Origin of the sequence: Streptosporangium sp. NPDC051022, assembly GCF_040683035.1 — a bacterium.
Lineage (GTDB): Bacteria > Actinomycetota > Actinomycetes > Streptosporangiales > Streptosporangiaceae > Streptosporangium.
Window position 1 is genome coordinate 63,218 of record NZ_JBFBCF010000010.1, and the last position, 12,802, is coordinate 76,019.

A 12,802-nucleotide genomic window follows, 5' to 3' on the forward strand; every position below is an offset into this window, starting at 1 on the left:
GAAAGGCTGAGGTTACAGTGGTTCGAGGATCAGGCCGGTCTGGGCGATGAAGCCGTCGAGCAGCATAGGACGGTACTGCATCCGTTTGAGTTTCGTCTTGATCAGCATGGTGAGCTGATAGACGTCGTGGGGAGCGAGGTTGGCCAGGCCGCGTTTGAGGACTGACCACACTCCTTCGGCCGGGTTCAGCTCCGGGGCGTAGGCGGGCAGTTGGAAGGCCGTGAGCCAGGGACGTGCCTCGATCGGGGTGCGCATCGCCCGTGACAGGTGACGGCGGTCGTTGTCCCACACCAGCACGAGCGGCGCGCCCCCGAGCTGGACATGAGCGGCATCCAGCAACGCCGCGAACTGCGCGGGCCCGAAGCCTTTGACCTCACCCGGCTGCCCGCGCCGGACCAAGACCCGGTACATCAGCCGGGTACGCTCACCCGGCTTGGCGCACACCAGTCCGGCCACCGCCACCCGCCCATACCCCTTGCCGGTCACCGTCACCACCGGAGTGCGGCCGCGCGGTGCCCAGGTGGCCGCCCTGGGCGGTCTCAGGTTCTGCCCGCACTCGTCGGCCCAGCACAGCCAGGCGCCCAGGTCGAGCGCCGCCCTTTTATCGCGGGCCATTCCTCGGCGACCCACTGCTCGATCACCCCCTCGCCGCGCTCGACGGCCCGCTGCACGGGGATCTGCGGCGTCCAGCCGAGGCGGTGCAGCAGATACGACACCTTGCGCAAGGTGTAGCGGATGTGGAACAAGACCGAGATCAGGTCAGCGACCCGGGCCGGCGTCCAGCGCTGGTCCTCGAGGTATCCGTGCGCGGCCGGACCGCGCTCCAGCTCGGCCCGCAGCCGCTCCAGCCGCCGCTCGTCCAGCCGGCACTTCTCCCCGCCCGGCCCCTTGAAGGCCAGCGCCTCCTGTCCACCGGCCTGCCAGGCGCGGTACCAGCGATTGACCGACATCCGGCTCACCCGAAACCGCCGCGCCACCTCCGGCGCGGGCACCCCTTGCGCGAACAACCCCGCGGCCTCAAAGCGCAACTGCTCCCGCCGGGCGCGTTCCGCGGCGGTCAGCCCGCCGCCCTCGGCATATCTCATACCTCCGGGATAGCCGATCGCCGCGGGCCACCATCAGCGGGCCCCTTCGTAACACCGGCCTTTCAAGCTCAGTTGCTGAGGTTCTGGACATGACGGCGCCCCCGCCTCCAGCGCGGAGGACGGGGCTGGTGTGTTGTCGGCATGGCTGGTTGACTGGCGCTCGTGACGATCATTCCTGCCTCTCGACCTCGTTTGCGTGCCTTGGTGAGGTTGGTCGTAGTGGCGTCTCTGCTGGGTGTCGCACTGGCTGCGGGGGCGTGGTGGGTGCTGTTTGCGTTGCCGGCACCGAGCTTGCCCGTGTCGTCGCCTTGACGTAGCGACGCCCGGTTGCGTCCACGGATGTGGTGTAAGAGTTTCCCCTGGTGACAGGCGTGGCGTCGTGAACTGAAGACGGCCATCGCGTGATCCTTCGTGATTGCGACATCAAGATCGAAGGAGAGAAAGCGATGGCCGTGCCCAACAGTGTGAACCCTGCCGCCTGGCTGGCGGAGCGGATTCAGCAGCAGGATCCGGATCTGTTGCGATCCATGGTGAAGACCATGGCCGAGACGTTGATGTCGGCCGAGGCCGACGGCCTGTGCGGTGCCGGATACGGCGAACGCAGCGATGAGCGCACCAACTCCCGCAACGGCTACCGCACCCGCGAGTGGGACACCCGCGCCGGCACCGTCGAGCTCGCCATTCCCAAGCTGCGCTCGGGCTCTTACTTCCCGGACTGGCTACTGGAGCGACGCCGCCGGGCCGAACAGGCCCTGATCAGCGTGGTGGCCACCAGCTACCTGCTCGGGGTCTCGACACGGCGGGTCGACAAGCTGGTCGAACAGCTCGGCATCAAGCACATCTCCAAGAGCCAGGTCAGCCAGATGGCCAAGGTGCTGGACGGGCAGGTGGAAGCCTTCCGCACCCGCGCGTTGGATGCCGGGCCATACGCCTTCGTCTGGCTGGACGCCCTGACGCAGAAGGTCCGCGAGGGCGGCCGGATCATCAACGTGCACGTCCTGGTGGCCACCGCGGTCAACGCCAACGGCAACCGGGAGATCCTCGGCCTGGAGGTGACCTCGGCCGAGGACGGCGCCGGCTGGCCGGCCTTCCTGCGCGGCCTTCTCGCCCGCGGCCTGGCAGGGGTGCAGCTGGTCGTCTCCGACGCTCACGCCGGTCTGGTCGAGGCGATCGGCGCCACGCTGCCGGGCGCGTCCTGGCAGCGCTGCCGCACCCACTACCTGCGCAACCTTTTGACGGCCGTGCCGAAGTCAGCTCAGCCGTGGGTGGCGACCTTGGTGCGCACCATCTTCGACCAGCCCACCGCCGAGGCCGTCCGCACCCAGCACGCCTGGGTGATCGAGGCGTTGGAGGTGAAGTATCCGGCCGCGTGCGAGCATCTGGACGCCGCCCGGGAGGAACTGCTGGCCTTCGCGGCCTTCCCCAAGGAGATCTGGCGGCAGGTGTGGTCGAACAACCCGCAGGAGCGGTTGAACAAGGAGATCCGCCGCCGCACCGACGTGGTCGGGATCTTCCCCGATCGCGCCGCCATTGTCCGGCTCGTCGGTGCGGTTTTGGCCGAGCAGACCGATGAGTGGACCGAGGCCCGCCGCTACATGGGGTTGGACGTCCTGGCCAAGTGCCGTATGCGTCTCATCTCCGGCGACACACCGCAGCACAACCTGCTACCGCAGACACTTACCGCTTAACCTGCAGAAAAAGGATCACGCGGAGATCAACTCATACACCACGTTGCTGGACGTGACCGAGGCCGAGCCCAGGGCTGCGGTGCGGACGTGGCGGAGGGCTCCGGGCAGCGAGAAGGCCCCGGCGGAGTGCCGAGGCCTTCGTGACGTGCGCCGCAGGGTGGTCCCGATGAGAACACAAGGTCCAGATTCAGCGAGATCCGACCAGCCTCACTGAGAGCCGAGTCAACCGAGGCATCACAGGTCGTCGCAACGTCCAGAGCCAACCAGAGTCGGCCAGCGACGACCAGAGGCGCCCTCAGTGGACTTCAAAACCGACGAGGCCGAGGTTCTCGGCCTGGCGGGTTCGATTCCCGTCCGCCTCCGCCACCTGGGGAAACGCATGAAACCAGGAGAGGCGACCGAGAAGGCTCAGTCGAAAAACGATCTCTTCTGGCGACATCTCAGTCACTTTTCATGCCACACCGTCACCTGTGTGTTCAGCACGCCCTCCCGCGCCGAAACGATCTCTAAAAGTGCGTAACGCCCTTCCGACGTCAACACGCAAAACGCCCACTTCGGATTGATCTTCTCGTCGCGTGGAGCGGCTTCCTCCGCCCCGAAGTCCGCCTTCACGCAGCTGTCAAAGGTCCTCGGAGTCTTCAGATCAAGAGCTGCAACCGAATCGCCGCTCTTTCCGCTCCTCGCGTTGCGGCCCGCAACCCAGTCGTGAACACCCTTCGTGGCGTAGGCCACATCCTGACCCGACCAGCCCCCATTGGTCGGTTCCCAGTCCGTGGCCAAGGAGTCCAAGTCGTAACCTGTTCCCGCCCGCAGTCGTAGGTCGCCGTGGCGGTAGACCCTCGGTGCGTCCACCTTCGTCTCACCGTCATTCGAGCGCGGAAAGTACACCCCGACCAACGCAACCACCGCTGCCAGTACCGCACCACCGGCTCCGATCAGCGCAGCTGAGTACCTATGCCAAAACGACTTCGTCGCACCCGGGTCCCGGCCAGCGGTATTCGACATCGGAAACCACCCTTCAACGCGAAGACCAGTGCGAAGGAGGACGCACCAAAAACGGCTGGGGTTGTCGACTTCATTCTGTTCGGCTTGTCGCAGATCGAGACCCCGACCTTTGAGAGGAAGCACATGATCGCTTTACGCGTCCTGCGGGAGCGTCTCTCCCACCCGGACGGGGGAGTGGCCCGCATGATGCCGGTGAACGCCATGGTCAACCTCGACCTGGACGCCGACGGGCGCGTCGTCGGCATCGAAATCCCCACCACCTGGCCGCAAACACCGGCCGTACTCGGGGAGGACCGTTGAGCGGAGCCCTGTGGCTCGTCGACATCGACGGCACCCTCGCACTCCGAGGCGACCGCGGCCCCTACGACTGGGACCGGGTGGGGGAGGACGCTCCGAACCCTCCGGTCGTGACGATCGTCCGGGCACTCATCCTGGCCGGCCATCCCGTCGCGTACGTATCCGGCCGCATCGAACGCACCCGCCGCCAGACCGAACGCTGGCTCCGAACCCACGTCGGCCACCTGGAGGCCACCGAGGGTGTGTGGCTGCGGCCGAACGGCGACCGCCGGCCCGACACCGTGTGGAAAGTCGAGGTCTATCGGCAGCACTTTGCGCATCGGGAGATCGCCGGGGTCATCGAGGACCGGGTAGGTGTCGTCCGGATGTGGCGCGGTCTCGGCCTCACCGTGCTCCAGGTCGCCGAGGGGAATTTCTGATGAAGAATGATCCGTAATTGGGCAGACTGGACGCTATGACCCCCCACGGCTGGATGAAACACGGCGGACCTGACTTCCAGGAGATCGCCGACAAGCACACGATCTTTCGCTGCCAGGTTGGTTCGGGCCTGCACGGCACAGCCATCACCGGTACCGACGACCGCGACGAGATGGGCATCTGCGTCGAGCCTGCCGCCTACGTCGTAGGACTCCGCAGGTTCGACCAGTACGTGTACCGCACCCAGCCCGAGGGCGTCCGATCCGGCCACGGTGATCTCGACCTGACCGTCTACAGCCTCCGCAAATGGATGCGTCTGGCCCTGGACGGCAACCCCACTGTCCTGCTGTCACTGTTCGTCCCCGCCTCCGAGATCGTCACCATCACCGACCTCGGCCGTGAGCTCATCGCCGAAGGCCCCGGCTTCATCCTGTCCCGCCAAGCGGGTCACCGCTTCCTCGGCTACCTCCGCTCCCAGCGCGACCGCATGGTCGAACACCCCAACGGCAAACGCACCAACAGGCCCGAGCTGATCGCCCAGCACGGATTCGATACAAAGTTCGCAGGCCACATGATCCGTCTCGGAGTGCAAGGCGTGGAACTGCTGGAACACGGCACGATCACTCTCCCCATGCCCGAGCCGTGGCGGTCCCTGATCATCGATATCCGCAAAGGCGGCCACACCAAGGAAGAAGCCCTCGGCATCGCTGCCGACCTCGAAGCGCGCCTTGAGAAACTGATCGCCGACTCACCTCTGCCCGAGAGCCCCGACGGAGACCGCGCCGACCAATGGCTGATCAAGGCGTACACGCGCACCTGGGCCACGGCTTCCGATTAGTGCCACATGCCCTGTTCCAAGGCGGAACACTGATCAACCATGACCACCGCTGAAATGGAGGCGTAGCGGTTGGATCCTGCCTGAGCGGTGGATTCATTCCGCTCTGTGTGCCCTGTGGAGGACCAGACCGACTGACGGGGAGCCAAGCCGAACCCTGGTAGGCGAGCGGGCGGCCGACCGTGAGGGAAGCCCGGGAGCTGAATGTGCCAGTAGACCCGTAGGTCTACCTGGAATCGAACCAGGTGAGAAGGAAGCCCTCGAATGGCCTCACGATCGGAGTGCAAGGGAAGCGGGAGAACTAGGTTCGCCAGAGAAAGGATGAGAAGGAAGCTCTCCCATGGCCTCGCAACCCCAACCGTATCAGGCGGGGATCAACTCATGCAGTGTCCCGGGCGTGTACACCCGCGACTCCGGCGGCAGATCGGTCGGCGTCTCCAGCCCGATGTAGGTGGTTCGGTCGACAGAGGAGTCCTTCCCACGCAGCAGGTCAACCAGGTACCGCACCCGCAGGTGGTCGCGCTCCACTATCGAGCGAACCAGCAGTGAGGTGGTGACCCGGTTGCCCTCCACCTGGTTGAACCCGGGACGCCCCTTCAAGTAGAGGTGCAGCCACTTCGCCCGCCATCCGCCGTCGTCGCCACGCAGGAAGACAAGCGGCAGGGCAACCCGGCCGGATCCGCGCAGGTCGGACTTCATCCGCACGGTACGCGGCTCGAACGGCATGCCCTCCTGAGCGGCGTCCCTGGTCATGTAGCCGAAGAACGCCTCGGCGGCCTCGTCGAACGCCTCCCCGGAGTAGATGTTCACCTGCGGGATGATGATCGGCCGGGTTGCCTGGGCGAGACGGATGTTGATGAACTCCGTCGCGCCGTCCGCAGCCTCGGTGAGGTCGCCGGAGTATTCGGCGAACCCGTTGCCGTGGCTCGTCCACGAGATGTGCTCGGCGTCGCCGTAAGAGGCGTCCAGCATCAGGGCCGACAGGTCGTAATCGGTGCGCTGCGTGGCCTGACGCCAGTGGACGAAGAACCGCAGCAACTCCCCGTCCACCGCCGACAGCGAACCACGCGGCAACATGCCCAGCCCGGGGGCGACGGCCTTGCCCGAGAGCGGCAGGGCGACGTCCAGCACACCGGGATCGACGATCAGCTTCCCAAGGTCGGGCAAGCGCCGGGCGATCTCCTCATCCAGGATGGCCGTCGCTCGCGACAGGACGTTCTCCTCCAGCGGCGTGCGGGTGTCAGGCCTCATCCACGCTCGGCCGTGCCGGTTGGCGAAGATGCGGCCCGCGGCCGGGGAGAGCCGGTTCTGCAGGTGCTCGCGCAGGGACAGCAGGACCCGGCCAGAGGCGCCCGCCGCGGCGTTCTCGGCGGCGTCCAGGACAGCCGAAGGCGCGGTGCCGGTTCGCAGCAGGTGATCGAGACGACGCAGCAGCGCGCCGGGCGCATTCTCCAGCAGCTTGACCGCGTCGCCGGTACGGCTTGCCGACAAGGCGGCCTCAACGCGACCGTCGAGGCTGGTGGCCTTGCGCGTCCCCCTGGCCACTTCGAAGACACTGGCGGCACGCGAGAGGTGCGGATACTCGTGGGGGTGCAGTCGCTCGCCGAGACGCTTCCACTGCTCCCGATGGCGTGGTACGTCACCGAGCTTGGCCGGGGAGGCGACGGTGTCCAGGGCCTGCATCAGGGCGCGGCGCTCGGCGCGGCGGAACGAGCGAAAGCGTGTCCGTTCGGCCAGCGTGACATCGCCGCCGGACAGGCCGCAGGCCAGGCGCAGCACGTCGGTCACCGTGTCGACGAGCGGCGGCTCACCGGCGGCCAGCCGCACTTCGTTGATGACGGCCCGGGTTTCCCGCATGGGAACGCGTTCCGGCTGATCGGTGCAGAACGACGCCAGGGCGCGCAGCGCCACCAGGTCCTCAGCGGCCGGCGGCACCTCGGAGCCGGCCAGAGAGAAGTACAGCTCGCGGGCCTCTGCTTCCAGATCGCCGCCCAGCTCCAGCACGGTCACCCGGTCCCCGGCCAGCGGGATCAGTTCGGTGTGAGCGGCCAGCAAGTCGGCGTAGGTGTGCTGGTAGCGGCCGTAACCCGGCAGAGCCAGGAGGTTGAGCATCGGCGACTGAAGCTGAAGATGTGCGGCGGCAACCGGGTCAAGCATGGCCTCACGTAGCAGGCCGGCCCAGAAGTCCAGGGTGTCGGGCACGTTCTTGGGGAAGTCGACGAAATAGGCGTTGTGCTGGACATGGTCGCCCACCAGGCCGCGCACGGCAGCCAGGATGCGCACCCCGAGATCCACCACGGTCTCACCGGGCAGCGTCGCCAGACGTTCGAGCAGGGCCGGCGAGCAGGTGAAGCCGACGCTCAACAGTGCGGCGTCGAGCTGGCGGGCAGCGGTCTCTCCCCAGCCAGGCGTGGAGTCAGCGGCGGCGTCGATGGGAACTCGAAGCCGCCTGGTGATGACGAGGCTTTCAAGGTTGTCCACGAGCGGCACCCTACAGCTGAAATGCGCCTACATCCCTTGACTTTTCGGGCATGTCCATTTCTTGTGACGCCGGCCTGGCGGGTGTCGCCCTGTGGGGGCGGGTGCCGCAGGCGAGGCGGAGCCGGGTCCGTGAGGTGTCGAGGTCAACGCAGGGGGGCTGCAGAGGGGCTGCAGAGGGGCTGCAGAGGGGCTACGGCAGGAAGTCGGCGGTTCGATGCGCAGGGGCGTTTTCGCGTGTGCTGCTTGTCGGCCTCGGCTGCCTGTGCGTCCGTTCTCACCTGACTCATGCTGAAAAATCCACTCTCGACCTCCGGTGAATATTTAGAGTTATCATGCGGCCTGTCGAAGTTTCCCGGAAACCAGCCAGCAAATGCGCCGGTGTTCGATTATGTTCACCTTCGGTTTTTCGTCGGTAACGCGGAGTGCGGCGCACGGAAACGTGAGGAGCCGACTCTTGCCGCAGAACCAGTGCGGATTACCCCCGCCGAGGGGACCCGCCGCCGGCCCGTCAGGAGTGGAGTGCGTACAGCGGATCGTCGTCGGCCGAACGGGTGAGCTCCCGGAATGGTTACTCAACGGCATGTTCCGCCTCCGTCACAAGGTGTTCTACGAACGCCTCCGCTGGGACGTCGACAGCTTCCGCGGAATGGAGCGAGATTCCTACGACGACTGCGATCCGGTCTATGTGATCGGCTACGGGGAGGTCTGCCGGCAAGTCACGGGCTGCTGCCGGCTCCTGCCCACCGACGGCCCGTACATGATCCCCGGCACCTTCTCCGAAACGTTGCGCGGCGTTCTCGCCCCTCGCGATCCGAATATCTGGGAGCTCAGCCGTCTGGCCACCGGCCGGACCTGGTCCCGCACCGCGGCGGCGGGTTTTGGTCCCCTTGCCCTCGCCCTGCTCCGAAACGCGTTTCACCGGGTCGATCGGTACGGTGACACGGTGGTCGCGGTCTCAAGCGTGGCCCTGGAGCGGCGCCTGCATGTCATGGGCGTTCCCACCCGGCGTTTCGGTGACGGCAAGGCGACGTACTTCGGCCGGCTTTTGTGTTGTGCCTATGCCGTCTCGACCAAGGACTTCCTTGAGAAGGCGCCTCCTGCGCCGACGGCGGGGCTTCCCTGCCGGGGTGAGTTCTAGCCTCCGCCTTCGGCGTGGAGATCCTCCCCGGTGCCGGCTCAGTAGCCCATGAGGAAGTAGAAGCCGAAACGAGGAAGATCGGTGTTGTACTCGCAAGGGTCGACGAAGTTGTAGGGGGGGTGCGCGAGGACGTAGTCCCGGTAGTCGTTGCACGCTTTCATGGTGCTGAAGGGGCCTACCCACATTATTTGTGCGACGGTCTGAGCAGCGGAGGGGCTGGTTCGAGCGGTGGCGGAAGCGGGTGCGGCGCCGGCCAGGGCGGCGGCGCCCAGCGCCGTCGCGAGTAGGGCTGCGGCGGATAATCTGCGGATTTTCACGGATGGCTCCTCACGGCTGGGTAGGAGGGCATCTTCAGAGGAGCACCGATCGGCGAAGGTGGGGAGCTCGCATTTCCTCACATTTCGGCTTTATGTCCCGCTTTTCAGGCTGTGGACGGGGTTGTTTTTTACTGTGTCGGCCGTGCGGAAAGAAAGGTCCTGTCCATTCCTGCCGGGCGGAGCCTTGAGCCTGCTCATAGGGGATGCTGATCTTTGGGTGATTTCACTGGAAAGATGGGCGGCACCGGAAAACCCGGCATTGCGCATTGTCCGCTCCAATTGCTTCGGGGGGATCGATCAATGCGCTTCCTCGCCCTCGGCCCGGCGGGTTCGATTCCCGTCCACCTCCCTCTATTTTCGGAAGGTGGACTCACGCAGGCGTGTGCCGCGCACCGACGTGGTGCTCGCCGACCCGCGGCTGGTCGCGGCGGCGGGGCGGCTGGGGCGCTCGGTCGTCAAGGACGCGGTGATCCGTGCCCAGGCGCGGGCGCGGCAGGGCGGGATCGGCCCGGACGAGGTCGCGGGCGCGGCCGTCGCGGGGCTGCCGCCGTACGCCGCCGGTCTTCGACCGGTGATCAACATGACCGGCGTGCTCGTCCACACCAACCTGGGCCGGGCGCCCCTGTCGCGCGCGGCGATCGAGGCGACGGCCGCCGCCGCGGGCTGCACCGACGTGGAGTTCGACCTGGCGACCGGCGTCAGGGCCCGCCGGGGCAGGGGAGTCCTCGACGCGCTCGAGCGGGCCGTGCCGGCCGCGGAGGACGCGCACGTGGTCAACAACAACGCCGCCGCGCTCGTGCTGGCCGCCACCGCGCTGGCCGCGGACCGGGAGATCGTGATCAGCCGGGGCGAGCTGGTGGAGATCGGGGACGGCTTCCGCATCCCCGACCTGATCGTCTCGACCGGCGCGAGACTGCGCGAGGTGGGCACCACCAACCGCACCCACCTCGAGGACTACGCGCGGGCCGTGGGGGAGCGGACCGGCTTCGTGCTCAAGGTGCACCCGTCGAACTTCCGGGTCGAGGGCTTCACCGGTTCCGTCGAGGTCGCCGAGCTCACCGGTCTCGGCGTGCCCGTCGTGGTGGACATCGGCTCGGGACTGCTCACCGGGGAGCCGCTGCTGCCGGACGAGCCCGACGCGGCCGGCACGCTCAGGGCCGGGGCGTGCCTGGTGACCGCCAGCGCGGACAAACTGCTCGGCGGCCCCCAGGCGGGACTGCTGCTGGGCCGCCACGACCTGGTCGAACGCTGCCGGAGGCATCCGCTCGCCCGCGCGCTGCGGGTGGACAAGCTGACGCTGGCCGCGCTGGAGGCGACGCTGCGTGGTCCCGAGACCCCCGTCCACCAGGCGTTGCACGCCGATCCCGCGGTACTGCGCCACCGCGCGGAGTCGATCGCGGCCGAGCTGTCCGGGGCCGGGATCGACGCCGAGGCCGTGCCGAGCGAGGCCGCCGTGGGCGGTGGCGGAGCCCCCGGAGTGTCGCTGCCGAGCGCCGCGGTGAGCCTGCCCGAGCGGCTCGCCGTACCGCTGCGCACCGGTGACCCGCCCGTCGTGGGCCGGATCGAGTGCGGGCGGCTCCTGCTCGACCTGCGGGCCGTCTCCCCGGAGCGGGACGGCGACGTGACGCGCGCCGTGCTGAGGGCGGGCGGCTGATGCACGTCGTCGCCACGGCGGGCCACGTCGACCACGGCAAGTCCACGCTGGTGCGCGCGCTCACCGGGATGGAGCCCGACCGGCTGGCCGAGGAACGGCGCAGGGGGCTGACGATCGAGCTGGGCTACGCCTGGACGACCCTGCCCTCGGGCGAGAGGCTGGCCTTCGTCGACGTCCCGGGGCACGAGCGGTTCCTCGGCACCATGCTGGCCGGTGTCGGCCCGGCACCCGCCGTCATGTTCGTGGTCGCCGCCGACGAGGGCTGGATGCCGCAGTCGGAGGAGCACCTGGTCGCGCTGGAGGCCCTCGGCGTACGGCACGGCCTGCTCGCGGTGACCCGCGCCGACCTCGCCGACCCCGGGCCCGCGATCGAGCGGGCGCGGTCCCGCCTCGCGGCGGCGGGCCTGGGCGGGGCCGAGGCGCTGGCGGTCAGCGGGCGCACGGGCCGGGGCGTCGAGGAGCTGAGACACGCGCTGGATCGGCTGGTCGCCCGGCTACCCGCGCCCGACCCCGGGGCGCCGGTGCGGCTGTGGATCGACCGGGTGTTCAGCGTGCGCGGCAGCGGCACGGTCGTGACCGGGACGCTGCCCGCGGGCCGGATCGCGGTGGGGGACGAGCTCGTGCTCGGCGACGCCCCGGCGCGGGTGCGGACGCTGGAGTGCCTGAAGGAGCAGGTGTCCTCGGTGACCGGGGTGGCGCGGGTGGCGGTCAACCTCCGCGCGGCCGAGGTTCCCGGGCGGGGCCAGGCCCTCCTCACCCCGGGCGGATGGACGCCGACCGGCCTGGTCGACGTCCGCGTCTCGCCGGTGCCCGCGGCCGGGGCGGACCCGCGGGGCCCGGCAGGGCGAACGGGACGTGGGCGGGAGGGCGAACCGGAGGTCGCCCTGCCTGGCAGGCTGACCGCCCACATCGGATCGGCGGCCGTGGTGTGCGAGGTCCGGCCGCTCGGCGGCCCGATCGTACGGCTCCGCCTGGCCAGGCCGCTGCCGCTGCACGTGGGCGACGTGCTGCTGCTGCGCGACCCGGGCCGGGAACGGGGTGAGGTGCGGGTGCTCGCCGGGGCCCGTGTGCTCGACGTACGGCCGCCCCCGCTGGAGCGCAGGGGCGCGGCGCGGGAACGGGCCGCCGAGCTGGCGGCGGCCGTGCCGGACGCGGCCTCGCTGCTGGGCACCCACCGGCTGCTGCGCGAGGGCGACCTGCGGGCCATGGGGTGCGTCCCAGGAACCGGGCCCGTGTGCGGGGACTGGCACGCCGATCCGGCGTACTGGTCGCGGCTGGCCGGACGGCTGGCCGAGACGGTGGCACGGTACGCCGCCGGGCATCCGCTGGAGCCGGGCATGCCGGTCGAGGCGGCCCGCCACGAGCTGGGCCTGCCGGAGCGGCGGCTGGTCGCCGCGCTGCTGCGGCCGCCGCTGACCGTCGCCGACGGGCGGATCGTGAGCGGGCCGCCGCCGGGTCTTCCCGAGCCGGTCGCCGGGGCGATCAGGCGGCTCGGCGCCGAACTGTCCGCCCACCCCTTCCTGGCCCCGGAGGCCGGGCGGCTGGCCGAGCTGGGGCTGGGGCCCAGGGAGCTGGCGGCGGCCGTACGCGCGGGGGCGCTGCTGCGGATCGCCGAGGGGATCGTGCTGCAGCCCGGTGCGGACGTCAGGGCGGCCCGGTTGCTGGCCCGGCTGCCCCAGCCGTTCACGGTCAGCCAGGCCAGGCAGGCCCTGGCCACCAGCCGCAGGGTCGCGGTACCGCTGCTGGAGCACCTCGACCGCAAGGGGCTGACCGAACGCCTGGACGACACCCACCGCCGCTGCCGGCCGCCGTCGTAGCCCTCGCCCGCGAGGGCTTCCCGGAACACGCGGCTTCCGCGCTCCGCACTCTCTGGCCGATCGTATTA

General features: G+C 69.0%; 12 protein-coding genes. 7 read left to right on the plus strand and 5 right to left on the minus strand.

Translation table 11 applies throughout. From position 1 onward, the window contains the following. Positions 1-12: 12 nt before the first annotated feature. A complete protein-coding gene (locus AB0N02_RS18565) occupies positions 13-615 on the minus strand; it encodes a transposase (RefSeq protein ID WP_363947684.1) in 603 nt (200 codons plus the stop codon). Next, positions 540-1,085, minus strand: coding sequence for a winged helix-turn-helix domain-containing protein (locus tag AB0N02_RS18570; protein ID WP_363947687.1), 546 nt, complete (start codon positions 1,083-1,085; stop codon positions 540-542). The genes AB0N02_RS18565 and AB0N02_RS18570 overlap by 76 nt, the downstream gene beginning before the upstream one ends. Before the next feature lie 446 nt (positions 1,086-1,531). Here AB0N02_RS18570 and AB0N02_RS18575 point away from each other — a divergent pair, with 446 nt between their 5' ends. After that, positions 1,532-2,773, plus strand: coding sequence for an IS256 family transposase (locus AB0N02_RS18575; protein ID WP_363947690.1), 1,242 nt, complete (start codon positions 1,532-1,534; stop codon positions 2,771-2,773). Positions 2,774-3,217: 444 nt separating this feature from the next. Here the strand turns inward: AB0N02_RS18575 and AB0N02_RS18580 are convergent, their stop codons facing one another. Next, on the minus strand, positions 3,218-3,778 hold the full coding sequence (locus AB0N02_RS18580) for a hypothetical protein (protein ID WP_363947692.1): 561 nt from the start codon (positions 3,776-3,778) through the stop codon (positions 3,218-3,220). A 123-nt stretch (positions 3,779-3,901) separates the two neighbouring features. Here AB0N02_RS18580 and AB0N02_RS18585 point away from each other — a divergent pair, with 123 nt between their 5' ends. From AB0N02_RS18585 to AB0N02_RS18595, 3 genes are read left to right on the plus strand one after another with little or no spacing between them, the layout of a single operon-like run. Then, positions 3,902-4,078, plus strand: a complete 177-nt coding sequence (locus AB0N02_RS18585) for a DUF2283 domain-containing protein (RefSeq protein ID WP_363947695.1) — start codon at positions 3,902-3,904, stop codon at positions 4,076-4,078. Then, complete coding sequence (locus tag AB0N02_RS18590; RefSeq protein WP_363947697.1) at positions 4,075-4,494, plus strand: hypothetical protein; 420 nt, start codon at positions 4,075-4,077, stop codon at positions 4,492-4,494. Before AB0N02_RS18585 ends, AB0N02_RS18590 begins: the two co-directional genes overlap by 4 nt. A 53-nt stretch (positions 4,495-4,547) precedes the next feature. Next, on the plus strand, positions 4,548-5,330 hold the full coding sequence (locus tag AB0N02_RS18595; RefSeq protein WP_363948015.1) for a nucleotidyltransferase domain-containing protein: 783 nt from the start codon (positions 4,548-4,550) through the stop codon (positions 5,328-5,330). A gap of 360 nt (positions 5,331-5,690) precedes the next feature. Here the strand turns inward: AB0N02_RS18595 and AB0N02_RS18600 are convergent, their stop codons facing one another. Beyond that, positions 5,691-7,808, minus strand: a complete 2,118-nt coding sequence (locus AB0N02_RS18600; protein ID WP_363947700.1) for a TerD family protein — start codon at positions 7,806-7,808, stop codon at positions 5,691-5,693. Positions 7,809-8,388: 580 nt separating this feature from the next. Between AB0N02_RS18600 and AB0N02_RS18605 the strand changes: the two genes are divergently transcribed. After that, the gene (locus tag AB0N02_RS18605) at positions 8,389-8,946 is read left to right on the plus strand and encodes an acyl-homoserine-lactone synthase (RefSeq protein ID WP_363947703.1); all 558 of its coding nucleotides are present in this window, start codon (positions 8,389-8,391) and stop codon (positions 8,944-8,946) included. Positions 8,947-8,984: 38 nt separating this feature from the next. On the opposite strand, the gene AB0N02_RS18610 is transcribed toward AB0N02_RS18605, so the two are convergent. Further along, positions 8,985-9,107 carry a hypothetical protein gene (locus AB0N02_RS18610; protein ID WP_363947706.1) on the minus strand — a complete coding sequence of 41 codons (123 nt, stop codon included), beginning with the start codon at positions 9,105-9,107 and terminating at the stop codon, positions 8,985-8,987. A 520-nt stretch (positions 9,108-9,627) separates the two neighbouring features. Here AB0N02_RS18610 and selA point away from each other — a divergent pair. After that, a complete protein-coding gene (gene selA / locus AB0N02_RS18615) occupies positions 9,628-10,917 on the plus strand; it encodes an L-seryl-tRNA(Sec) selenium transferase (RefSeq protein WP_363947709.1) in 1,290 nt (429 codons plus the stop codon). Then, complete coding sequence (locus AB0N02_RS18620) at positions 10,917-12,734, plus strand: SelB C-terminal domain-containing protein (RefSeq protein WP_363947712.1); 1,818 nt, start codon at positions 10,917-10,919, stop codon at positions 12,732-12,734. The genes selA and AB0N02_RS18620 overlap by 1 nt, the downstream gene beginning before the upstream one ends. The last annotated feature ends 68 nt before the right edge of the window (positions 12,735-12,802 follow it).

What these genes read in the sequence shown, in the direction of transcription:
- AB0N02_RS18575 (WP_363947690.1), top strand. Translation starts at nt 1,532, where the DNA reads ATGGCCGTGCCCAACAGTGTGAACCCTGCCGCCTGGCTGGCGGAGCGG.
- AB0N02_RS18620 (WP_363947712.1), top strand. Translation starts at nt 10,917, where the DNA reads ATGCACGTCGTCGCCACGGCGGGCCACGTCGACCACGGCAAGTCCACG.
- AB0N02_RS18605 (WP_363947703.1), top strand. Translation starts at nt 8,389, where the DNA reads ATGTTCCGCCTCCGTCACAAGGTGTTCTACGAACGCCTCCGCTGGGAC.
- AB0N02_RS18610 (WP_363947706.1), bottom strand. Translation starts at nt 9,107, where the DNA reads ATGAAAGCGTGCAACGACTACCGGGACTACGTCCTCGCGCACCCCCCC.
- AB0N02_RS18585 (WP_363947695.1), top strand. Translation starts at nt 3,902, where the DNA reads ATGATCGCTTTACGCGTCCTGCGGGAGCGTCTCTCCCACCCGGACGGG.
- AB0N02_RS18580 (WP_363947692.1), bottom strand. Translation starts at nt 3,778, where the DNA reads ATGTCGAATACCGCTGGCCGGGACCCGGGTGCGACGAAGTCGTTTTGG.
- AB0N02_RS18570 (WP_363947687.1), bottom strand. Translation starts at nt 1,085, where the DNA reads ATGAGATATGCCGAGGGCGGCGGGCTGACCGCCGCGGAACGCGCCCGG.
- AB0N02_RS18565 (WP_363947684.1), bottom strand. Translation starts at nt 615, where the DNA reads ATGGCCCGCGATAAAAGGGCGGCGCTCGACCTGGGCGCCTGGCTGTGC.
- AB0N02_RS18595 (WP_363948015.1), top strand. Translation starts at nt 4,548, where the DNA reads ATGAAACACGGCGGACCTGACTTCCAGGAGATCGCCGACAAGCACACG.